The organism is Nocardioides sp. Soil796, from assembly GCF_001429525.1.
GTDB lineage: Bacteria > Actinomycetota > Actinomycetes > Propionibacteriales > Nocardioidaceae > Nocardioides.
Window position 1 is genome coordinate 58776 of record NZ_LMSQ01000017.1, and the last position, 21783, is coordinate 80558.

At 70.0% G+C, this 21783-nt stretch carries 20 protein-coding genes; 10 read left to right on the forward strand and 10 right to left on the reverse strand.

The genetic code is table 11. The features are described 5' to 3' along the window. Window positions 1-44: 44 nt before the first annotated feature. Window positions 45-1493, reverse strand: a complete 1449-nt coding sequence (gene pyk / locus ASH02_RS07285; RefSeq protein WP_056675699.1) for a pyruvate kinase — start codon at window positions 1491-1493, stop codon at window positions 45-47. 153 nt (window positions 1494-1646) lie between these two features. Between pyk and ASH02_RS07290 the strand changes: the two genes are divergently transcribed. Continuing rightward, complete coding sequence (locus tag ASH02_RS07290) at window positions 1647-2405, forward strand: class I SAM-dependent methyltransferase (protein WP_056675702.1); 759 nt, start codon at window positions 1647-1649, stop codon at window positions 2403-2405. A 14-nt stretch (window positions 2406-2419) separates the two neighbouring features. Here ASH02_RS07290 and ASH02_RS07295 read toward each other — a convergent pair whose 3' ends face one another. Continuing rightward, a complete protein-coding gene (locus tag ASH02_RS07295; protein WP_056675704.1) occupies window positions 2420-3208 on the reverse strand; it encodes an endo alpha-1,4 polygalactosaminidase in 789 nt (262 codons plus the stop codon). Beyond that, window positions 3208-4653: an aminopeptidase P family protein gene (locus ASH02_RS07300; protein ID WP_235532472.1), complete on the reverse strand. Its 1446-nt coding sequence runs from the start codon at window positions 4651-4653 to the stop codon at window positions 3208-3210. The genes ASH02_RS07295 and ASH02_RS07300 overlap by 1 nt, the downstream gene beginning before the upstream one ends. A 49-nt stretch (window positions 4654-4702) precedes the next feature. On the opposite strand from ASH02_RS07300, the gene ASH02_RS07305 reads away from it, so the two are divergent. The 4 genes from ASH02_RS07305 (at window position 4703) to ASH02_RS07320 (ending at window position 9998) form a co-directional block, all read left to right on the forward strand. Then, the gene (locus ASH02_RS07305) at window positions 4703-5836 is read left to right on the forward strand and encodes a PrsW family intramembrane metalloprotease (protein ID WP_056675711.1); all 1134 of its coding nucleotides are present in this window, start codon (window positions 4703-4705) and stop codon (window positions 5834-5836) included. After that, window positions 5833-7566, forward strand: a complete 1734-nt coding sequence (locus ASH02_RS07310; RefSeq protein WP_235530197.1) for a dynamin family protein — start codon at window positions 5833-5835, stop codon at window positions 7564-7566. Before ASH02_RS07305 ends, ASH02_RS07310 begins: the two co-directional genes overlap by 4 nt. Window positions 7567-7623: 57 nt before the next feature. Continuing rightward, window positions 7624-9279: a GTPase family protein gene (locus ASH02_RS07315; RefSeq protein ID WP_056675714.1), complete on the forward strand. Its 1656-nt coding sequence runs from the start codon at window positions 7624-7626 to the stop codon at window positions 9277-9279. Window positions 9280-9497: 218 nt separating this feature from the next. Beyond that, window positions 9498-9998 (forward strand): single-stranded DNA-binding protein, encoded by a 501-nt coding sequence (locus tag ASH02_RS07320; RefSeq protein ID WP_056675716.1) that lies wholly within the window; start codon window positions 9498-9500, stop codon window positions 9996-9998. Window positions 9999-10034: 36 nt separating this feature from the next. Here the strand turns inward: ASH02_RS07320 and ASH02_RS07325 are convergent, their stop codons facing one another. Beyond that, the gene (locus tag ASH02_RS07325; RefSeq protein ID WP_056675719.1) at window positions 10035-10982 is read right to left on the reverse strand and encodes a hypothetical protein; all 948 of its coding nucleotides are present in this window, start codon (window positions 10980-10982) and stop codon (window positions 10035-10037) included. Further along, window positions 10979-11503 carry a SigE family RNA polymerase sigma factor gene (locus tag ASH02_RS07330; protein ID WP_056675721.1) on the reverse strand — a complete coding sequence of 175 codons (525 nt, stop codon included), beginning with the start codon at window positions 11501-11503 and terminating at the stop codon, window positions 10979-10981. The genes ASH02_RS07325 and ASH02_RS07330 overlap by 4 nt, the downstream gene beginning before the upstream one ends. Window positions 11504-11642: 139 nt before the next feature. Between ASH02_RS07330 and ettA the strand changes: the two genes are divergently transcribed. After that, entirely contained in the window at window positions 11643-13325 is a 1683-nt protein-coding gene (ettA, locus tag ASH02_RS07335; RefSeq protein ID WP_056675723.1) for an energy-dependent translational throttle protein EttA, read from the forward strand. A gap of 142 nt (window positions 13326-13467) precedes the next feature. On the opposite strand, the gene ASH02_RS07340 is transcribed toward ettA, so the two are convergent. Together ASH02_RS07340 and ASH02_RS07345 are read right to left on the reverse strand one after the other, a co-directional pair. Continuing rightward, window positions 13468-13986 carry a MarR family winged helix-turn-helix transcriptional regulator gene (locus ASH02_RS07340; protein WP_056675726.1) on the reverse strand — a complete coding sequence of 173 codons (519 nt, stop codon included), beginning with the start codon at window positions 13984-13986 and terminating at the stop codon, window positions 13468-13470. Between the two features lie 101 nt (window positions 13987-14087). Next, window positions 14088-15302 carry an acetyl-CoA C-acetyltransferase gene (locus ASH02_RS07345; protein ID WP_056675729.1) on the reverse strand — a complete coding sequence of 405 codons (1215 nt, stop codon included), beginning with the start codon at window positions 15300-15302 and terminating at the stop codon, window positions 14088-14090. 118 nt (window positions 15303-15420) lie between these two features. Between ASH02_RS07345 and ASH02_RS07350 the strand changes: the two genes are divergently transcribed. Then, window positions 15421-16290: an acyl-CoA thioesterase gene (locus ASH02_RS07350; RefSeq protein ID WP_056675732.1), complete on the forward strand. Its 870-nt coding sequence runs from the start codon at window positions 15421-15423 to the stop codon at window positions 16288-16290. On the opposite strand, the gene ASH02_RS07355 is transcribed toward ASH02_RS07350, so the two are convergent. Further along, entirely contained in the window at window positions 16274-16660 is a 387-nt protein-coding gene (locus tag ASH02_RS07355; RefSeq protein WP_056675735.1) for a globin, read from the reverse strand. The two genes, ASH02_RS07350 and ASH02_RS07355, sit on opposite strands and share 17 nt — an antisense overlap. A 115-nt stretch (window positions 16661-16775) precedes the next feature. On the opposite strand from ASH02_RS07355, the gene ASH02_RS07360 reads away from it, so the two are divergent. After that, on the forward strand, window positions 16776-17201 hold the full coding sequence (locus ASH02_RS07360; protein WP_056675739.1) for an OsmC family peroxiredoxin: 426 nt from the start codon (window positions 16776-16778) through the stop codon (window positions 17199-17201). Here the strand turns inward: ASH02_RS07360 and ASH02_RS07365 are convergent. Then, window positions 17190-18245 (reverse strand): mechanosensitive ion channel family protein, encoded by a 1056-nt coding sequence (locus ASH02_RS07365; RefSeq protein ID WP_082563474.1) that lies wholly within the window; start codon window positions 18243-18245, stop codon window positions 17190-17192. The two genes, ASH02_RS07360 and ASH02_RS07365, sit on opposite strands and share 12 nt — an antisense overlap. Window positions 18246-18333: 88 nt before the next feature. Here ASH02_RS07365 and ASH02_RS07370 point away from each other — a divergent pair, with 88 nt between their 5' ends. Continuing rightward, the gene (locus ASH02_RS07370) at window positions 18334-18681 is read left to right on the forward strand and encodes a hypothetical protein (protein WP_156388844.1); all 348 of its coding nucleotides are present in this window, start codon (window positions 18334-18336) and stop codon (window positions 18679-18681) included. Continuing rightward, window positions 18668-19057 (forward strand): DUF5130 family protein, encoded by a 390-nt coding sequence (locus tag ASH02_RS07375; RefSeq protein ID WP_056675747.1) that lies wholly within the window; start codon window positions 18668-18670, stop codon window positions 19055-19057. Before ASH02_RS07370 ends, ASH02_RS07375 begins: the two co-directional genes overlap by 14 nt. A gap of 130 nt (window positions 19058-19187) precedes the next feature. On the opposite strand, the gene pepN is transcribed toward ASH02_RS07375, so the two are convergent. Continuing rightward, the gene (pepN, locus tag ASH02_RS07380; RefSeq protein WP_057294776.1) at window positions 19188-21731 is read right to left on the reverse strand and encodes an aminopeptidase N; all 2544 of its coding nucleotides are present in this window, start codon (window positions 21729-21731) and stop codon (window positions 19188-19190) included. Between the last annotated feature and the right edge of the window lie 52 nt (window positions 21732-21783).

Consider the following 21783-nt stretch of genomic DNA (forward strand, 5'->3'; position numbering starts at 1 on the left):
GCCGGACCTCGTCGTCGCGCCGCGGTTGGGTGTCTTGCCTCTCGTCAGGCCCTTCGGCGGTACGCCGGCGGCACGGCGTTGAACGCGTCGCCGACCCGGTGCACGTGCAGTGCGTTGGTCGAGCCGGGGGTGCCGGGCGGCGTGCCGGCGATCAGCACTACCAGCTCACCCGCGGCCACCCGGCCGGAGGCGAGGAGTGCCTCGTCGATCTGCAGCACCATGGCGTCGGTGTTCTCGACCTCGGCGCTGACGAACGTCTCGACGCCCCAGGAAAGGCTCAGGTGCGAGCGGACCAGGGGGACGGGCGTGAAGGCCAGCACGGGGATCCGGCTGCGGTAGCGCGAGAGGCGGCGGGCCGAGTCGCCGGTGGTGGTGAACGCGACCAGGTAGCGGGCACCCAGTCTGTCGGCGACCTCGGCCGCAGCCTTGGCGATCACGCCGCCCTTGGTGCGTGGCTGCCAGTCGATCGCCGCCATCCGGGCCAGACCGTGGTCCTCGGTGGACTCGATGATCCGGGCCATCGTGGCGACGGCGGCGACGGGGTGGTCGCCCACGCTGGTCTCGCCGGAGAGCATCACGGCGTCCGCGCCGTCGAGCACGGCGTTGGCGACGTCGCTGGCCTCGGCCCGGGTGGGTTGCGGTGCCGAGATCATCGACTCGAGCATCTGGGTCGCCACGATGACCGGCTTCGCGTTGCGGCGGGCCTTCTCGATCACCTGCTTCTGCAGGAAGGGCACGTCCTCCAGTGGGCACTCCACGCCGAGGTCGCCGCGGGCGACCATGAACGCGTCGAACGCCTTGATCACCTCGTCGAGGTTGTCGATGGCCTGGGGCTTCTCGATCTTCGCGATGACCGGGCGGACGATGCCCTCCTCGCGCATGATCGCGCGGACGTCCTCGGCGTCCTGGGCCGAGCGCACGAACGACAGCGCGATGTGGTCGACGCCCAGGTGCAGGGCGAAGCGCAGGTCGTCCTTGTCCTTCTCGGACAGGGCCGGCACCGACACCGCGACGCCCGGGAGGTTGATGCCCTTGTGGTTGCTGATCGGCCCGGCGACGACGACCTCGGTGTGCACCTCGGTGTCCTCGACGGCGGTGACCTCGAGGGTGACCCGTCCGTCGTCGATCAGGATGCGCTCGCCGGGGGAGACGTCGCCCGCCAGGCCGGCGTACGTCGTGGAGCAGAGGCGCGCGTCTCCGGGGACGTCCCGCGTGGTGATCGTGAAGGGGTCACCCTGGGCCAGCCGGATCGGGCCGTCCGGCACGAGGCCGAGGCGGATCTTGGGCCCCTGCAGGTCGGCCAGGATGCCGACGCCGCGGCCCGAGGCCTCGGCGGCCTCGCGCACCATCAGGTAGGACTTCTCGTGGTCGGCCTGCGTGCCGTGGCTCATGTTCAGGCGCGCGACGTCCATGCCGGCGTCCACGAGCGCGCCGATCTGCTCGGGGGTCGAGGTGGCCGGGCCGAGGGTGGCGACGATCTTTGCTCTGCGCATGAGACCGACGGTAGGCGCGTCGGCTCGTGCGTGGGTGACATCCGAGCAAGGATTCCACAATCTGGAATAGAAATTCCGAAATCGCGCCGAGTGACGCACTTCTGACCCATGCGGGTGATGTCGTGGTCGGCCGCTGCGGACTAGCGTTCTGACATGGGATTCGAGGTCGCGGCCGACGCCTACGGCAGGTTCATGGGCCGCTACTCCACGCCGATGGCCGAGGAGTTCATCCGTGCGGCGGGGGTGCGTGCCGGCCAGCGCGCGCTCGACGTCGGCTGCGGTCCCGGCGCGCTCACCACGGTGCTGGTGCGAGAGCTGGGAGCCGAGGCGGTCTGCGCGATCGACCCGTCCGAGTCTTTCGTAGCCGCGTTCCGCGACCGCCTCCCAGAAGTCGACGTACGACGGGGGTCCGCCGAGGCGCTGCCGTACGACGACGACACGTTCGACGTGGCGATGGCCCAGCTGGTGGTGCCGTTCATGGCCGACCCGGTGGCCGGGCTGCGCGAGATGGCCCGGGTGACCAGACCCGGGGGAGTCGTGGCGGCCTGCGCCTGGGACCACGCCGGCGAGCGGACCCCGCTGACGACGTACTGGCGGGCCGCCGAGCGAGTCGAGCCGGGGGGTGCCAGCGAGGCGAACATCCCCGGCTGCCGGCGCGGCCACCTCGCCCAGCTCTTCGCGGAGGCCGGCTTCGAGGACCGGGTGGAGTCGGAGCTCACCATCCACGTGCACCTGCCCACGTTCGAGGACTGGTGGGAACCGATGACGAACGGCACCGGACCGGTCGGCGACCACTACGCGCGACTCGACGAGGAGAAGCGCCAAGCCCTGCGTGAGGCCGCCGCATCCCTCATGCCGGCAACCGACCTCGAGATCACGGGTACGACGTGGTGCGTGGTCGGCCGCGTCTAGTCATGTGAGCCCGCTCAGCACCAACGCCGTACGCCGGTGCGCGACAGTGCCAGGTCACGGCGGAGCACCGACAACCTCCGGCCCTGGTTGTGACAGGCCCGCCTGAAGTCGCGGTCGCGGTATTCGACGACGAGGACCCGGCGTCCGTAGTGGGCCGCGTAGGCGCCGCACTCGTGCCAGCGCGCGCACTCCTCGGCGACCGCGAAGTCGAAGCCGATGCGTCGTCCGTCGAGGGCCGGCCAGTTCTTCTGGGCGACCGAGAGCCCGGACCGGTGGGCCCGGCGCGTCAGCAATGCGGCGTACGCCTTGGTCTGGCGCGGCGTGATGAGTCGTCGGCTGCGGGAGAACGAGTCGAGGTTGTCGAGCTCGACGGCGTCGAAGCCGGCCCGGGCGCAGCCGGACATCCACGCGCCCACGATGTGGGCGAGGGCGCGCCGCTTGGCCGGTGTACGGAGGTCGAGGAGCTTCTCGCCCCAGGCCGAGTCGACGACCGGGCGACCGTCGCGCTTGAGGATCAGGTGCTGGCGGGTGCGCCAGAACCGTCCTTCGTCGGGCTGGGTCTGGAACGCGTTGACGTAGCAGATGTTGTAGCGGCCCCGGACCGGCGTCGCGCGGCGATCACGCAGCACGACGCCGACCGACGCCGGCACCGGCCGGGCACCGCCGAGCTGGTAGTCCCAGTGGGTCCCGACCGGCAACGGCAAGCGGTCGGCGGCCTGCGCCGTGCCGGGGACGAGCGCGCCCACAGACAGAGTGACCAGCGTCAGCCCGGCGACGGCCAGCATTGCCGCGAACCAGCGCATCAGCCCTGCAGTCGCGCCATCCAGGCCTCGACGTCGGACGACGTGCGGGGCAGGGACTCCGACAGGTTCTTGAACCCGTCGGCGGTGACCACGATGTCGTCCTCGATGCGGATGCCGATGCCGCGCAGCTCCTCGGGGACGAGCAGGTCGTCCTCCTGGAAGTAGAGCCCCGGCTCGACCGTGAGCACCATGCCCTCGGCCAGGTCGCCCTTCGGGTAGACCTCCGGCGCCGCGGAGCCACAGTCGTGCACGTCGAGGCCGAGCATGTGGCTGGTGCCGTGGAGGGTCCAACGGGAGTAGACCTTCGACTCGGGGTCGAGCGCCTCCTCGACGGAGACCGGGAGCAGGCCCATGTCGCCGAGCCCGGTGGCCAGCACCTCCATCGCGGCGTGGTGCGCGGCGAGGAAGGGTACGCCGGGGCGCACGGCCTGGATGCCGGCCTCCTGCGCGGTGTGGACGAGGTCGTAGAGGTCGCGCTGCAACGGGGTGAAGGTGCCGTCGACCGGGATCGTGCGGGTGACGTCGGCGGTGTAGAGGTTGGTGCCCTCGACGCCCATGTCGAGCAGCAGCATCTCGCCGGGCGTGACCGGGCCGGAGTTCTCGATCCAGTGCAGGGTCGTGGCGTGGCTGCCGCCGCCGACGATGGAGTCGTAGCCGATGTCGTTGCCCATCGCGCGCGCCCGGCGGAAGAACGTGCCCTCGATCCAGCGCTCGCCGTACTTCAGGACGTTGTCCCAGTCACGGACGGAGTCCTCGAAGCCGAGCGTGGTGATGTCGCACGCCTCGGCCAGCTCGCCGAGCTCCCAGTCGTCCTTGACCAGTCGCATCTCGGACGCGACGCGGGCGAAGTCGCGGTCGCGCTCCTCGTCGCCGGTGACGAGGCCGTCGACCGTGCGGTCGATGCCGCGCAGCACGCGGGTCTTCCCGGTGCCGGACAGCGCCGCCGGCAGGTCGTCGATGTGCTTGGTGGTCACGCCGAGGGACGCGGAGATCTCGCCCAGCGAGGCACGCCGGCCGGCCCAGAGTGCGCCGTACTGGCGGTCACGGAAGAACTCGTCGGTGTCACGGCCCGAGCGCGGGCGCGCGTAGAGCACCGCCTCGCCACCGTCGACGACGAGCACCGCGTCGGAGGTCTGGTTGCCGGAGAAGTAGGTGTGCGCCGTGTCGGGGCGGAACCGGTAGTCGGTGTCGTTGGCGCGCACCTTGTAGTTGCCGGCCGGGATCACCAGGCGCTCACCGGGGAACGCGTCGGACAGGCGCTGGCGGCGGGCCGCGGCGGGCGCCGTCACGGGATGCGGGGGTACGTCGGACTCGCGGTCTGCCCAGCCCTGGCGCATGAAGGCGGACCATGCCTCCGGGACGGCCTGGTCGTGGGACTCGGTCTTCGGCTGGGGTGTTGCCGAATGGTCAGAGGACTCGGGGTGTGTGTTCTCGATCTCGCTCACGACTCCACCATACGACTCACCCGCCACGCGAGCAGATACGCTTCCCCCCATGCCTGTACGCCGCCACGAGAGCCTCGTCTTCACCATCGTGGTCTCGTTGATCGCGGCGCTGGCGGCGATCCCGATCGCGTTGGTGACAGCGCTGTCCGGAGAAGGCCCCTCGGTGGTGCTCGCGGCGATCTTCGCGCTGGTCCCGGTCGGGCCGCTGATCGCCTGCTACCTGTGGCTCGACCGCTACGAACCGGAGCCGAAGACGCTGCTCGCGCTCGGCCTGGCCTGGGGTGCCTTCGTCGCGACGTTCCTGGCCCTGGTGGTGCAGGGCGTCGGCGGTTTCGTGGGCGGCTGGTCCAACGAAGCATCCTTGGCGATCGTCGCGCCGCTGTCCGAGGAGCTCACCAAGGGACTGTTCCTGGTGCTCCTGCTGGTCTGGCGACGCCAGGAGTTCGACGGCATCCTCGACGGCATCGTCTACGCCGGCATGGTCGGCATCGGCTTCGCGTTCACCGAGAACATCCTCTATCTGACCGCGGCCTACAACGGCACCGAGGGCGGTGCGCCCGGCGGGCTCCCCGGACTCGGCGCGACCTTCGTGGTCCGCTGCATCGTCAGCCCGTTCGCGCACCCGCTGTTCACCGCGATGACCGGCATCGGCATCGGGTTGGCGGTCTCGAGCCGGTCGACCGCCGTCCGCATCCTCGGCCCGGTCGTCGGCTACGCCCTCGCGGTCGGGCTGCACGCCGCCTGGAACGGTTCGACGCTGCTGGCCAACGGCGCCGGCTTCTTCGGCGTCTACCTGCTGGTGATGATCCCGGTGTTCGTGCTGCTCGTGGTGCTCGCGGTGTGGACCCGCACCCGTGAGCGCGACCTGCTCGCCCGGGCACTCCAGGACGCCGCGGCCCGGGGCCTGATCGCGCCGCAGGACATCCCGCACGTCGTCGACCTGCGCGCCCGACGCCAGGCCCGCGCCTTCGCCCGGGCCCGAGGCGGTGCCCGCGGCGCGCAGGCGATGAGGGACTATCAGCAGGCGGCAGTCGAACTGGGGTACCTTCACCATCGCGTGCTCCGGGGCACGGCGCCCCGTAACTTTGCCCAGCGGGGACAGGCGTTCGTGGAGCGCATGCACGCGGTTCGGCCCCTGATCGCGTTCCCCACGCCCATTCCTGCAGGAGGCCGTCACCGATGAGTGGCTCCACGACGATGCTCACCGCGCTCGTGCGACTGCGCGGCGCGCTCCAGGAGTCGCCGCTCCCGCTCGACGTACCCGGGGTGGACGAGCAGCGTGCCGCTCGCACCGAGATGGTCGACCAGCTCGAGGACTACGTCATCCCGCGTTTGATGACGATCGACGCGCCCCTGCTGACCGTGGTCGGTGGCTCGACGGGCGCCGGCAAGTCGACGCTGGTGAACTCGCTGGTCGGCACCCGGGTGACCGAGCCCGGCGTGCTCCGCCCGACGACGCGGTCTCCCGTCCTCGTGCACAACCCCGAGGACGCGCACTGGTTCGGCCAGGACCGCATCCTCCCCGACCTCGAGCGCACCGAGCGGGCCACCGGTGACCCGTCCGCCCTGCAGCTGGTGCCCGCGGACTCCGTGCCGGCCGGGCTGGCCGTGCTCGACGCACCCGACATCGACTCCGTCGAGGAGCGCAACCGCACCCTGGCCGCGCAGCTGCTGGCCGCCGCCGACCTCTGGCTCTTCGTCACCTCCGCCGCGCGGTACGCCGACCAGGTGCCGTGGGAGTTCCTCAAGCAGGCAGCCGACCGCAGCACCGCGGTCGCGATCGTCCTCGACCGCACTCCCGCCGACGCCATCGAGACCGTTGCCGCCCACCTGGCCCGCATGCTGGCCAGCCGCGGGCTCAAGGACTCGCCGCTGTTCGTGGTCACCGAGGGCACCGTCGACGACCAGGGCCTGCTGCCCGCCGCCGCGGTGAAGGACATCAGGGGCTGGCTCGAGTCGCTGGCCGCCGACGCCGACGCGCGGGCTGCCGTGGTCAAGCAGACCCTCGAGGGCGCCATCCGCTCCGTGTCCTCGCGGGCGTACGCCGTCGCCGACGCCCTGGACGAGCAGGTGGCGGCCACCGCATCCCTGCGCGCCGACGTCGACACGGCGTACGACGACGCGGCCGAGGCGATCGCCAGCGCCAGTGCCGACGGCACCCTGCTGCGCGGCGAGGTGCTGGCCCGGTGGCAGGAGTTCGTCGGCACCGGAGAGCTGCTGCGTTCCCTGGAGTCCCGGGTCGGACGCGTGCGCGACCGTGTGGTCGCCGCCGTGAAGGGCAAGCCGCACCAGGCCGAGCGGGTCACCGTCGCGGTCGAGTCCGGCCTCGAGACGCTGCTGCTCGAGCACGCCGAGGCCGCGGCCGAACGTGCCGCCGGGGCCTGGCGTTCGACCGCCCAGGGCAAGGCCCTGCTGGCCGGTGGCTCCGTCGACCTCGGCCGGGCGTCACGCGAGTTCCGGCGCGACGCCGAGCGGGCCGTGCGCGAGTGGCAGCAGGACGTGCTCGACATGGTGCGCAGCGAGGGCGCCGACAAGCGGGGCACCGCCCGGTTCCTGGCCTACGGCGTCAACGGCCTCTCGGTTGCCCTGATGGTGATCGTCTTCGCCCACACCGCCGGCGTGACCGGTGCCGAGGCCGGCATCGCGGGGGGCAGTGCGGTGATCGGGCAGAAGCTCCTCGAGGCGGTGTTCGGCGACCAGGCGGTCCGCGAGCTGGCCGAGCGGGCCCGGCGCGACCTGACCCGGCGGGTGGACGCGTTGCTGGCCACCGAGCGTGCGCGGTTCACGACACTCGTCGACGCGCTCGGGGTCGACGCCGACGGGCCGGAGCGGCTGCGCAAGGCCGCCCGCAGGGTCACCGACGAGCGATTCGCGAACCGTGAGCGTCCCGGCGGCGGCGACCATTCGGCCTGAGCACCAGCCGTTGCATAGAGTTTCGCCACAAGCCCATGTGAATCTCCGAGGGAGAAGATGACGTCGTTGCTCGAAGGGGCCAAGAAGCTGGTCTCCAGGGGATCCGATCTGGGAGCTCGCGTCGCCGGGCTCGAGGCCGCCGTGCAGCAGGCACGCGGCCGGCTCGACGACGCCCTCGTCGACGAGGGCCAGGCCGTGGTGGACCGCGCGAGCAGCCGCCTGCGGCTCTCCGCCGAGCACACCGTCATCGCGCTGGCCGGTGCGACCGGGTCCGGCAAGTCCTCGACCTTCAACGCACTCACCGGGCTCGAGCTCTCCGCGGTCGGCGTACGCCGCCCCACGACGTCGTGGGCCACTGCCTGCGTGTGGGGCCGCGACGGCGCCGAGGAGCTGCTGGAGTGGCTCGGCATCCCCTCCCGGCACCAGGTCACCCGCGACTCCATGCTCGACACGGGTCGCGAGGACAGGCGCCTCAACGGCACCGTGCTGCTCGACCTGCCCGACCACGACTCCACCGAGGTCTCCCACCACCTCGAGGTCGACCGGCTGGTCAAGCTGGCCGATGTGCTCGTGTGGGTCCTCGACCCGCAGAAGTACGCCGACGCCGCGGTGCACGACCGCTACCTCAAGCCGCTGGCCGGCCACGCGGGCATCATGATCGTGGTGCTCAACCACATCGACACCGTCGCCCCCGACCGTCGTGACGCGATGGTCGCCGACGTACGCCGGCTGCTCGACGCCGACGGCCTCGGCGAGGTGAAGGTGCTCCCGATCAGCGCACGCGAGGACCTCGGGCTCAACGCGCTCAAGGACGAGCTCGCCAAGCGGGTGGCCGGGAAGAAGGCCACCAAGTCGCGGCTGGAGGCCGACGTGAAGGCCGTCGCCGAGAGCCTCTCCGCGGCCTCCGGCACCGGCCGTGCCGCCTCTCCGACCAAGGAGCGCGTCGCCGAGCTGGAGAACGCCTTCGCCGACGCGGCCGGTGTGCCGATCGTGGTCGACGCAGTGGAGTCCTCCACCCGGATCCGCGCCGGACGGGCCACCGGCTGGCCGGTCACCTCCTGGATCTCGAAGCTCAAGCCCGACCCGCTCAAGCGGCTGCACCTCGACCTCGGCAAGGAGGGGCGGGCGCTGACCAGGGCCTCGCGCACCTCGATCCCGCAGGCCACCAAGGTGCAGCGGGCCCGGGTCGATGCGGCCGTGCGTGGTGTCGCCGACGAGGTGGGCTCCGGGCTGACCGAGCCGTGGCGTACCGCGGTCCGCAACGCCTCGGTGTCCAACAACGAGCGCATCGGCGACGAGCTCGACACTGCGCTGGCCGGCACCGACCTCGGCGTCGCGAAGCTGCCGTGGTGGGCCAGCACCGTCCGGGTGCTGCAGTGGTTGCTGATCCTCACTGCGCTCGCCGGGGGCATCTGGCTCGGCGTGCTGGCCGTGATGGCCTACCTGCGCATGCCCGAGCCGCCGACGCCCGACCTGGCCGGCTTCCCGATCCCGACGCTGATGCTGATCGGGGGAGTGCTGCTCGGCATCGTGCTGGCCCTGTTCTGCAAGGTGCTGGTCTCACTGACCGCGCGGTCGCGGGCGCGCGCCGCCGACAAGGGTCTGCGGGCGCAGATCCGCGGGATCAGCCAGAACCTCGTGATCCAGCCGATCGAGGGCGAGCTCGACGCCTACGGCCGGGTCCGCGAAGGTCTCGCCGCCGCCCTGCGCTGACCTGTCGCCAGTTCGGGTCGACCTGTCGCCAGTTCGGGTCGACCCGTCGCCAGTTCGGGTCGACCCGTCGCCAGTTGCGACGGTGGGCGACCGGTTTTCGCTCACATGTCGGTTCGTGTGCGGGTTCTCCACAGTGCGTGCTGCTCGGGCCGGCGTTCGTCGTACCGGCTCCGCAGTCTTGTCCCATCGAAACCGATCGAGAGACAAGGACGCACGACATGAACGAAACGATGATCACCTTCCAGGGCTGGGTCGGCACGGAGGTGAACTTCCGTGACGCGGGCGGCGCACCGTTGGCCACCTTCCGGGTCGCCTCCACGCCGCGGCGCTACAACAAGCCGCAGTCGGCGTGGGTCGACTCGCCGACCAACTGGTACACCGTGAATGCCTGGCGCACCCTCGGCATCAACTGCGCGGAGTCGCTGGCCTCCGGCCACGCCGTGGTGGTGCACGGCCGACTCACCGCCCAGATCTGGAAGGACGAGCAGGGCAACGAACACGTCAACCACGTGGTCGAGGCGATCTCGGTGGGCCACGACTTCAACAAGGGCACGGCCTCGTTCACCAAGAGTGAGGGCGGCTCGGGTGAGGGAATCGACCCGCAGGTCATCGCCGAGCACAACGCCGGCTTCGGCGTCGGTGGGCCCCAGATCAGCAGCAACGGCGAGACGATCGACGACTTCGTGGCCCGCGAACGCACCGAGGAGCCGGCCGCCTGAGCGACCGACTCCCGGTGCTGCACCGGGCGACCGGGGTCAGGGTCGGTACGACGTCCAGACCGGGTTCTCGGCGATGGTCCTCAACTGTGCCAGCGTGAGGGCCACGTCGGGAGCCGTGGGCGTCGCACCGTAGGGCCACTTCTCGGACAGGGTGTTGGCCACGTTGATCATCACCGTGCCGTTGTCCGGGGTGACCAGGGTGACCGACAGGTCACGCACGCCTTTGACCGTGGTGTCGAGGATGCGCCCGATTACCCGGCCGGCGTCGTCACGGATCACCGTGCAGTCCTTCGGATTCGTGACCCCGGCCGGGTCGCAGTTGTAGCGGGCATCGCCTTCCGGCCCGGCCGGTTCGACCGGGTCGTCCTCCGAGGATTCGGCGTCGGGCTGCGACTCGCCGATCGACGACGGGACCTCCGACTCCTCCCCACCGTCGACGGTGGAGGCGCCGGCAGGCTCGCTGCCGGAGAAGGCCAGGTTGACCTTGCCGGGCCCGTCCTCGGTGGTGAGCGTGGCGACCAGATAGCCCTCCATCTCGGCCAGTGGCTCACCCGGTGCACGGTCGGTGTTGGTGGTCACCGGGTCGCTGAGCGTCACGCCGGCGGGGAGGAGGTCGGCGAGTGTCTCGGCCATCTCGCCGGCCGGCATGCTCCACCAGGCGGGGGCGTTCGGGTCGCGCTGCGTGCCGTCCTCGCTGGGCGACGAGGAGGGCTCGGTGGCGACGGCGCTGTTGTCGGGGCGCTCGTCGACCCCGTTGCCGCCGCCGATCACCATGGGTACGCCGATCGCCAGGGCGGCTGCTGCCACGCCGCCGGCCGCGAGTCCTCCGAGGCGCCGACGCGTCCGCATCCGGCGTCCGAGCCGGCGGGCGCCGACCTCGACACCGAGGGGTGCCGAGACGTCGTTCATCGAGGAGTGCAGCACGTCGCGCACTGCATGCTCGTCGTGGTCTGCCCAGTCGTCGTGGTGCGGTTCCAGGTTCATCGCTGGTCTCCATTCGCTGAATCGGACAGGGCGGCAGGTTCACCCAGCAGCTCCCGCAGGGAGCGGAGCGCGCGCAGGCTGCGGTTCTTCACCGCCGGCTCGCTGATCCCGAGCTGGTGCGCGGTCTCGCGCAGGCTCAGGTCCTCCCAGTAGCGCAGCACCACGACGGCCCGGTCGAGTCGCCCGAGCGTGCCCAGTGCCTGCATCAGGGCCAGGCGTTGGGCCGGGTCCGCGTCGGTCGCTCCACGGTCGGGCAGCTCGGCGAGCGTGAGCTCCGTGCTGCTGCGCCGACGCCGTTCGGAGAGGAACGACTTGGTGACGATGCCGTGCACGTAGGCCACCGGGTCATCGGCACGGGCCACCCGCGACCAGGCGACGTACGCCTTGGCGAGGGCGATCTGCAGGAGATCCTCGGCACCGTGCGGCGAGGTGGTGAGCAGGTAGGCGTGCCGGTAGAGCTGGTTCGACCGTGCGGCGACGAACTCCGAGTAGTCGCGATCGTTCCCCCGTGGGTCCTTCACGCCTGCGCCTCCTTGTCCGTTCGGTCCCCCGTTGGGACCGTCACCCTCAAGACGCCCTCACCGGACGATTGGTCTCAGACAGGTTCCTCGGCGGGCACCGGTTGGAGCCGAACCGCCCGCGCACCGTAGGCTCGCGCCCATGGCTGAGTATGTCTTCACACTGCGTAACGTCCGCAAGGCGCACGGCGACAAGGTTGTCCTCGAGAACGTCACCCTCTCGTTCCTCCCCGACGCGAAGATCGGCGTCGTCGGGCCCAACGGCACCGGCAAGTCGTCCCTGCTGAAGATCATGGCCGGGCTCGACAAGGCCAACAACGGCGACGCCATCCTGACCCCTGGCGCGACCGTCGGCATGCTCCAGCAGGAGCCGCCGCTGTCCGAGGGCAAGACCGTCCTCGAGAACGTCGAGGAGGCCGTCGCCGAGACCAAGGCCAAGATGGCACGCCTCGACGCGCTCTACATGGCCATGGGTGACCCCGACGCCGATCTCGACAAGATCAACGCGGAGGCCGGTGACCTCCAGAGCGAGCTCGACGCCGCCAACGTGTGGGACCTCGACAGCCGCCTCGAGCAGGCCATGGACGCACTGCGCTGCCCGCCGCCGGACACGATCGTCGACAACCTCTCCGGTGGCGAGCGTCGCCGGGTCGCCCTCTGCAAGCTGCTGCTCCAGCAGCCCGACCTGCTGCTCCTCGACGAGCCCACCAACCACCTTGACGCCGAGTCCGTGCAGTGGCTCGAGAACCACCTCAAGGACTACCCGGGCGCCGTCCTGGCGGTCACCCACGACCGGTACTTCCTCGACAACGTCGCGACCTGGATCCTCGAGCTCGACCGCGGCCAGGCCCACCCCTACGAGGGCAACTACACGACGTACCTCGAGACCAAGCAGTCCCGGCTCAAGATCGAGGGCCAGAAGGACGCCAAGCGCGCCAAGATGTTGGAGAAGGAGCTCGAGTGGGTCCGCTCCAACGCCAAGGCCCGGCAGACCAAGAGCCGCTCGCGTCTCGCGCGCTATGAGGAGATGGCCAAGGAAGCCGACCGGATGCGCAAGATCGACACGTCCGAGATCAACATCCCGGCAGGCCCACGACTCGGCGACATCGTGCTCGAGACCCATGACCTGGCCAAGGGCTTCGACGACCGCACCCTGTTCCACGACCTGTCGTTCACGTTGCCCCGCGCGGGCATCGTCGGCGTCATCGGCCCGAACGGCGTCGGCAAGACCACGCTGTTCCGCATGATCACCGGCGGCGAGCAACCCGACGAGGGCGAGCTCAAGGTCGGCCAGACGGTGAAGCTGTCGTACGTCGACCAGAGCCGCGGCGGCATCGACCCCAACAAGAACGTGTGGGAGGTCGTCTCCGACGGGCTCGACTTCATCAAGGTCGCCAACTTCGAGATGAACTCGCGGGCCTACGTCGCGTCGTTCGGCTTCAAGGGCCCCGACCAGCAGAAGAAGGCCGGCGTGCTCTCCGGTGGTGAGCGCAACCGCCTCAACCTGGCGCTGACCCTGAAGATGGGCGGCAACCTGCTGCTCCTCGACGAGCCCACCAACGACCTGGACGTCGAGACCCTGTCGTCACTCGAGGACGCGATCCTCGACTTCCCCGGCTGCGCCGTGGTCACCTCGCACGACCGGTGGTTCCTCGACCGTGTCGCCACCCACATCCTGGCGTGGGAGGGCGACGAGGAGGACCCGGCCAAGTGGTTCTGGTTCGAGGGTAACTTCGCCTCCTACGAGGAGAACAAGATCGAGCGCCTCGGCGCAGACGCGGCCCGTCCGCACCGCGTCACGCACCGCCGCCTCACCCGCGACTGACTCGGATGGCGGCACCCGCCGTACGACGTGAAGCGACCCGGACCGTGCACCTGCATGGTCCGGGTCGCTTCTTCGCGTTCTCGTGTGTCTAGACAGCCCCTGTGCACGATCGTGGTCGCTCCGCGAGCGCCCACGAGGCCGCTCAGCTGCCGGGGGTGCGGAGATCGGCCTCGGGGTGGTCCTCGGCCAGCTGGTCGACGACCGCGTCCATGACCCGGCCCATCGCGGCGAAGTCGTCGCCCGCGACGAGGTCGACCAGGTGGGCGCGGACGCCGGCCACGTGGATCGGGGCGGCCCTGACCAGCAGGGCGAAACCGGTCTCGGTGAGGTGCGCGAAGATGCCGCGCCCGTCGTCGGTGGCCTCGCTGCGGCGCACCCAGCCGGCGGCCTCCATACGCTTGATGGTGTGGGTGACCCGGCTCCGGCTGAACCGCATGGCGTCCGCCAGCGCGGACATCCGCAGGGAGTGGTCCTCGCGCTCGGAGAGGCGCACCAGCACTTCGTACTCGTTCAGGCCGATGCCGAAGGCGTCACGAAGCTCGTCGTCGAGGCGGTCCGTGAGCAGGGTGGTCCCCACCATGTATGCACGCCACGCACGTTGTTGATCAGGATCGAGCCAACGAGTCTTCGCGGCGGCAGCGTCCGAGATGCTGTCCGTCATGCCGGGCAGTCTAGACGTGCGGGACCCCCGAACATGCGATGTCGCGAATGACGAAGGCCCCCGGGAGTGTCCCGGGGGCCTTCGTACAGGCGGTGTGGAGCTCAGACGCGCTCGAGGATCAGCGCCATGCCCTGGCCGCCACCGACGCACATGGTGATCAGGCCGGTGGACTTGTCGTGCCAGTCCAGCGAGTTGATCATCGTGTTCTGCAGGCGCGCGCCGGTCATGCCGAACGGGTGGCCGACCGCGATCGCACCACCGTTGACGTTGAGCCGGTCGATGTCGATGCCGAGGTCCTGGTACGACGGCACGACCTGGGCGGCGAACGCCTCGTTGATCTCGACGAGGTCGATGTCGCCGATGCTCATGTTGGCGTTGGCCAGGGCGCGCTTGGTCGCCTCGACCGGGCCGAGGCCCATGATCTCGGGGGAGAGGCCCGAGACGCCGGTCGACACGATGCGCGCCAGCGGGGTGAGGCCGAGCTCGGCGGCCTTGGTGTCGGACATGATCACCACGGCCGCGGCGCCGTCGTTGAGGGCGCAGCAGTTGCCGGCGGTGACCACGCCGTCGGGCCGGAAGACCGGCTGCAGCTGCGAGATCGCGTCGTACGTGACGCCGGCCCGGGGACCGTCGTCGGTGGAGACCACGGTGCCGTCGGGCGTGGTGACCGGGGTGATCTCGCGGGCCCAGAAGCCGTCGTTGATCGCCTTCTCGGCCAGGTTCTGCGAGCGGACGCCGAACTCGTCGAGCTCCTTGCGGTCAAGACCGCGCAGCCGGGCGACGTTCTCCGCGGTCTGGCCCATGGCGATGTAGGCGTCGGGGAGCAGGCCGTCCTCGCGCGGGTCGTGCCAGTCCTGGCCGCCCTCGGCGTACTTGTCGGTGCGCGCGATGGCGTCGTCGAAGACCGCGTTGCGGGTGTTCGGGATGTGGTCGGAGGTGCCGTTCTTGAAGCGCGACACCGTCTCGACGCCGGCCGAGATGAACACGTCACCCTCGCCGGCCTTGATCGCGTGGAACGCCATCCGGGTGGTCTGCACCGACGAAGCGCAGTAGCGGGTGATCGTTGCGCCCGGCACCTGGTCCATGTCGTTGAGCACGTTGACGATGCGCCCCATGTTGTTGCCCATCTCGCCACCGGGGAGACCGCAGCCGAGGTAGAGGTCGTCGACCGTGTTGCGGTCGAGAGCAGGGATCTTGTCCAGCGCCGTCTTGACGATCAGTGCGGTGAGATCGTCGGGACGGAAGTCCTTGAGCGAGCCCTTGTTGGCTCGCCCGATGGGGGAGCGAGCAACGGAAACGATGACTGCCTCGGGCATGTTTCTCCGATCAGGGGTGAAGGGGTCGTGCTACTCCGGCCAGAGTAATCCGGTCCGACGTCTGTCCGGGGAGGAGGTCCCATCAGCCGGGCCCGCATCCCTCTGGGAGACTGACGGCGTGCGCCATGTCTACGAGTGCCCCATCCGCTGGGCCGACCTCGACCTGCTCGGTCACGTCAACAACGTGACGTACGTCGACTACCTCCAGGAGGCGCGCATCGACATGCTGCTGACGCACGCCCCCGACAGTCGCGCCAACGACCTGGCCGAGGGCGTGGTCGTGGTCAGCCACGACGTGAAGTACACCCGCCCGCTCACCTTCCGTGCCGAGCCGGTCAAGATCGAGAGCTGGGTCAGCGAGATCAGGGCGGCCACGTTCACGATGGCCTACGAGGTGTACGACGAGACTCCCGAGGGCCGCGTGGTCTACCTGCAGGCGACCTCGGTGCTCACCCCGTTCGTCTTCGCCGAGGAACGGCCGCGCCGCATCTCGGCCGACGAGCGCGCGACCCTGACCCGGTTCCTCGAGGACAGCCCGCTGCCGCCGACCGCGCCGCTGACGCCGGCTCCCGCCGTGGAGGGTGGGCACTACCCGCTGCGGGTGCGGTTCTCCGACGTCGACGTCTACGGCCACGTCAACAACGTGAAGTACTTCGAGTACTTCCAGGAGGCCCGCATCGCCTACATGATGCAGATCTGGGAGGGCGTCAGCGAGGGCACCACCCGGGTGCCGATGGTGCTGGCCCAGATGAACGTCACCTACAAGACCCCGATCCTCTTCCGCCCCGAGGCGTACGACGTCCGCTCCCGGATCTCACACGTGGGGAACTCGTCGTTCGTCGTCGAGTCGGAGATCCTCGACGGCGAGCGGGTGTTGAGCCGGGCCCGAGTCGTGATGGTGACCTTCGACCAGGAGACGCAGACCGCGGCCCCGGCCCCGGAGGCCTACCGCGAGGTGCTGCGGCGCGAGCTCACTCGAGCGAGTTGACCATGAACTGGGCTGCGTGTGTCACGTAGTCCCAGAACCGCTTGTCCTGTTCTGGTGTCAGCTCGACGGAGTCGAGACCGGCCCGGAAGTGCACCAGCCAGCGCTCGGCCGCGGCCGGGGTCACCGTGAACGGCGCGTGCCGCATGCGAAGACGAGGGTGGCCACGGTTGTCGGAGTAGGTCGTGGGGCCACCCCAATACTGCACCAGGAACAGCGTGAAGCGTTCGGTCGCGGGCCCGAGGTCCTCCTCGGGATACATCGGCCGCAGCAGCGGGTCGGTGGCGACGCCCTCGTAGAACCGGCCGACGATGCGGCGGAAGGTCTCGAAGCCACCGATCTCGTCGTAGAACGTCACGTCGTCGCTGCCCATGCCCCCATTGTGGCCGGGACGCCCGAACCGACTCCTACCCGGGGCCGACCCCGCCGTGGAAGACTCGGCAGCGTCCCGCCGACACCGGCACCCCATCCGCACACGGAGGAGCACCATGGCAACGACCCGCACCGCCAGCACTCGCTGGGAAGGCACCCTGTTCGAGGGCTCCGGCAAGGTCACCCTCGACTCCAGCGGACTCGGCACCTACGACGTGTCCTGGCCGGCCCGCGCCGAGGAGCCGGGCGGCAAGACGAGCCCCGAGGAGCTGATCGCCGCCGCACACTCGGCCTGCTTCTCCATGGCCTTCTCCAACGGCCTGGCCAAGGCCGGCACCCCCGCGACGACGCTCGACACCAAGGCCGACGTCGAGTTCACCCCGGGCACCGGCATCACCGGCATCCACCTGACGGTGGTCGGCGCGGTCGAGGGCATCGACGAGGCAGCGTTCGTCGCGGCCGCCGAGGACGCGAAGGCGAACTGCCCGGTCAGTCAGGCCCTCACGGGTACGACGATCACGCTGAGCGCGTCACTCGGCTGACGAGCCGTCCGCCTCCGGGGTGGGTGCCGTGGAGCCCGTCGGTGCCACGGCACTGCCCTGGTGGGCGGGGTCCCGCACGACCCACTCGGGATAGGGCACCTCGATGCCCTCGAAGTCGAAGCGCGCCTTGATCCGCTGGCGCAGCTCGCGACCGACCGCCCACTGCTCCTGAGGCGCGGTCTTCAGGGCGACCCGGATCAGCACGCCGTTGGCGCCGACCTCCTGCACGCCCCAGATCTCCGGCTCCTCGATGACGACACCGCGGAACTCGTCGTCCTGCCACAGGTCGTGGGCGACGTCGGCGAGCACGCGGCGTACGCGAGAGATGTCCTCGTGGTAGGCCACGGCCACGTCGAGCACGGTGCGGGCCCAGTTCTGGCTCATGTTGCCGACTCGCAGGATCTCGCCGTTGCGGACGTACCAGACGGTGCCGTTCACGTCGCGCAGACGGGTGACCCGCAGGCCCACCGCCTCGACCGTGCCGGTGGCCTCGCCGACATCGATCGAGTCGCCCACGCCGTACTGGTCCTCGAAGATCATGAAGATGCCGCTGAGGAAGTCGCGCACCAGCGCCTGGGCGCCGAAGCCGAGCGCGACACCGAGGATTCCGGCGCTGGCGATCAGTGGAGCCACGTCGTAGCCGAGCTCCGAGATCGTCATGATCAGCACGATCGTGAAGATCACGCCGGTGACGATGCTCTTGAGCAGCGAGCCCATGGTGCGCGCCCGAGCCATCCTGCGGGTGGCGGCGTCGGTGGGACTGATGCCGAAGCGTGAGCCGACGGAACGGCCGCCGAACGTCATGTTGCTGACCCGCCCGGTGACCGATCCGTCCTCGGTCTGGCGCACGACCCGGTCGATCAGTCGGTGGAGCAGCCACCTCGCGACGAGCGCGATCAGGATGAGCCCGGCGATCGCCAGGGGCTTGCCGATCAGCCACTCGGCGAGGTCGGCCGCGGTCTCGTTTCCGGTCATTTTCCAGACCACGCGGCAGGAGACTGCTCCGTCCTGTCCGCACTGGTCGTACTGGTCGAGTGCTGGCATGTGACGGAGGCTACGGGCACCATGGCGCGAGGCAAAGTCAGGAGCCGATATCATGCTGGGTGTGAACACCTCGACTGAATTTCGCGCGATGCGACGCGCTGCACGGTTCGCGACAGCCACGGCGATGCTCGGCATCGTCGGTGGAGGGGTGATTCTCGCTTCGCCGGCCGGAGCCAGCGTGCCCGACGGCTGGAGCAACCCGGCCGACGTCGACCCGGTGCACGCTCTCGCCCTGCTCGCGGGTGTCCCGATCCTCCTGTTCCTCCTGATCGCCCTGGCCGTCTACCTGCCGGCCCTGGCCCGCGGCGAGAAGCTCTCCGGCGGCGCCCACGGCCCCGACCCCGAGTGGTTCGGCGGCCCGCGCAAGAGCAACGACGAGCTCGCCGCTCCCGACACCGAGGCTTCGCAGGCGGGTGGCGCAAGTGGCAAGTGGTGACTACTTCAGCAACGCCGAGCGGCTCGCGATCGACACCACGATCCGCAAGGCGGAGCAGCTGTGCCGCTTCGAGTTCTCGGTGTTCGTCGGCCCGGTCGAGGGTGAGCCCCGGCCGTTCGCGACGCGCCTGCACAACACCCTGGTCGCACCGACCAAGAGCATCCTGATCCTGGTCGACCCGGGCTCGCGGATCCTCGAGATCGTCACGGGTGCCGCCGTACGCCGCAAGGTGACCGACGCCGAGATCGCGCACGTCGTGACCGCGATGCAGTCGCACTTCGCCGAGGGCAACCTCGCCGACGGCGTGCGCCAGGGCATCACGCAGATCGCCGAGCACGCCCACGGCCCGAAGACCCTGCACCAGACCAACGCCTGACTGACGCCCGGCCGACGCCCGGCAGGCTGGTTCACCGCTGTCGTTTTCCCCGGTGCACCGGGGAAACAGTTGCTCCCCACGGAGAATTTTCCGTGGGGAGCAACTGTATTTCGTGGGAAGCGCGCCGGAGCTACTGCGCGTCGCGCTCCTGGGCGGCCAGGTAGCGGGCGACGTCGGCCCGGCCCTCGAGCACGTAGCGCTTCGCGCCGGGGTTGGCCCGGGTCGACGCGAGCCAGGCGTCCACGCTCTCGAGCAGCTCGGACGAGGCCAGCACCCGCGGGAACATGTACTCCATGGCCACCGACGCCTTGTGCGCGCCGAGTGTGCTCCACGCCGAGTCGGCGGCCTCGAGGTACTTCGCGACGTACGGCGCCAGCACCTCTTCCTGCCCCGGCTGGTGGAACGAGAGCGCGATGCTGCGCGCGGTCTCGTTGGGTGTCGACGCGTCGAGCATGGCGGCCTGGAACGCGGCGGCCTTGGCGTCGGCGTCCGGGCGTGCGGCACGGGCGGCGGCCGCGTGCTCCTTGCCGGAGATGGTGTTGTCGTTCTCCAGCTCGGCGTCGATGCGGGCGTCGTCGGCGCGACCGGCGCTGGCCAGCGCGGTCAGCAGCGCCCAGCGCAGGTCCTGGTCGACGGCGAGGCCCTCGAGCACCAGTGAGCCGTCGAGCAGGGCCTCGAGGTCGGCCAGTGCTGCGTCGGTGTGTGCCGTCGCGGCGAAGCTGCGGGCGAAGGTCAGCTGGTGGTCGCTGCCCGGCTCGGCCGACCCGAGCAGCTCACGGAGCCCGGTCTCCCACTGGTCGGAGAGCGCGGCCCGGTTGGCGGGTGCGGAGAGGCTGTGCACCGCCTGGGCGGCGTACGTCGGGATGCGGCTGACGCCCCACGAGTCGGTCTCGGTGCCGATGTTGGCCAGCACCAGCTTCACGAAGTCGGTGGCCGCCATCTCCGCGTCGCGAGTCATGTCCCACGCCGAGCCCCAGCACAGCGCCCGGGCCAGGGAGTCCTCGAGCGAGGAGAGCCCGTCGATGACCGTCGCCAGGGACCGCTCGTCGAGCCGGATCTTGGCGTAGGCCAGGTCGTTGTCGTTGAGCAGCAGCAGGTCGGGCTGCGCCAGGCCGACGGCCTCGGTGATGTCGGTGGACTCGCCCTCGACGTCGACCTCGAGATAGGTGTCGCGGACCAGCGTGCCGTCGACCCGGTTGTAGAACCCGATACCGAGACGGTGGCGACGCAGCGTCGGCCAGTCGGGGTGGGCGGTCTGGGCGACGGAGAGCGACGAGTAGTTGCCCTCGGCGTCGAGCTCGAAGACCGGGGCGAGCGTGTTCACGCCGGCGGTCTGCAGCCACTCCTTGGCCCAGCTGTCGAGCTCGCGGCCCGACGCCTTCTCGAGGGCGCTGAGCAGGTCGGTGAACTCGGAGTTCCCGTAGGCGTGGTCCTTGAAGTACTGGCGCAGGCCGGCGAGGAAGGGGTCGAGGCCCACCCACGCGACCAGCTGCTTGAGCACGGAGGCGCCCTTGGCGTAGGTGATCATGTCGAAGTTGACCTCCACCGCCTCGAGGTCGTAGTTGTCGGCCGCGATCGGGTGCGTCGACGGCATCTGGTCCTGGCGGTAGCCGGTCTGCTTGCGCGCGTTGGCGAAGCCGGTCCAGGCGTCGGTGAAGTCGGTGGCCTCGGCCTCGCACCAGTAGCAGGCCCACTCGGCGAACGACTCGTTGAGCCAGAGGTCGTCCCACCACTTCATCGTGACCAGGTCGCCGAACCACATGTGCGCCATCTCGTGGGTGATCACCGAGGTGCGGAACTCGTAGAACGAGCGCGGCTGGCGGGAGCGGGGGAGGTACTCGTCGCGCAGTGTCACGCAGCCGGCGTTCTCCATGGCGCCCATGTTGTACTCGGGGACGTAGAGCTGGTCGTACTTCTCGAACGGGTAGGGGAAGTCGAACTGCTCCTCGAAGAACTCGAAGCTCTGGCTGGTCACCTTCACCAGCTCGTCGCGGTCGAGGAACTCCACCAGCGACTGGCGGCAGTAGTGGCCAAGTGGGATCGTGCCGAACTTGCCCTCGTAGGTGTCGAGGACCTCGTGGTACTCGCCGGCCACGACCGCGGTGATGTAGGTGGACATCTTCTTGGTCTCGGGGAAGTTCCACACCGAGTTGCCGTTGCCCAGGTCGGAGGGAGACGGGGTCGGCGCGTTGGAGACGACCTTCCAGTGCGACGGCGCGGTCACGTTGAACGTGAAGACGGACTTGAGGTCGGGCTGCTCGAAGGTGGTGAACACGCGACGGGCGTCGGGCACCTCGAACTGCGAGTAGAGGTAGACCCGGTCGTCGACCGGGTCCACGAAGCGGTGCAGACCCTCACCCGAGTGGGAGTACGTGCAGTCGGCGGTCACGACGAGCTCGTTCTCGGCGGCCAGGCCGGCGAGCGTGATCCGGCTGTCGGCGTACGCCGTCGCGGGGTCGACGGTCTCGCCGTTCAGGGTGATCGAGTGGATCGTCGCGTCGACCAGGTCGGCGAACGTCGTCGCGCCGGGCTCGGTGCACGTGAAGCGCACGGTCGTCGTCGAGGCGAAGGTGGTCTCGGACGTGGTCACGTCGAGGTCCACGGTGTAGGACTCGACACTGAGGAGGGCGGCGCGGATCTGCGCTTCCTCGCGGGTGAGGTTGGTTCCAGGCATGCTGCGCATCATGTCACCCACGTCACAACGCGATCCAATTGTTACCGACCTC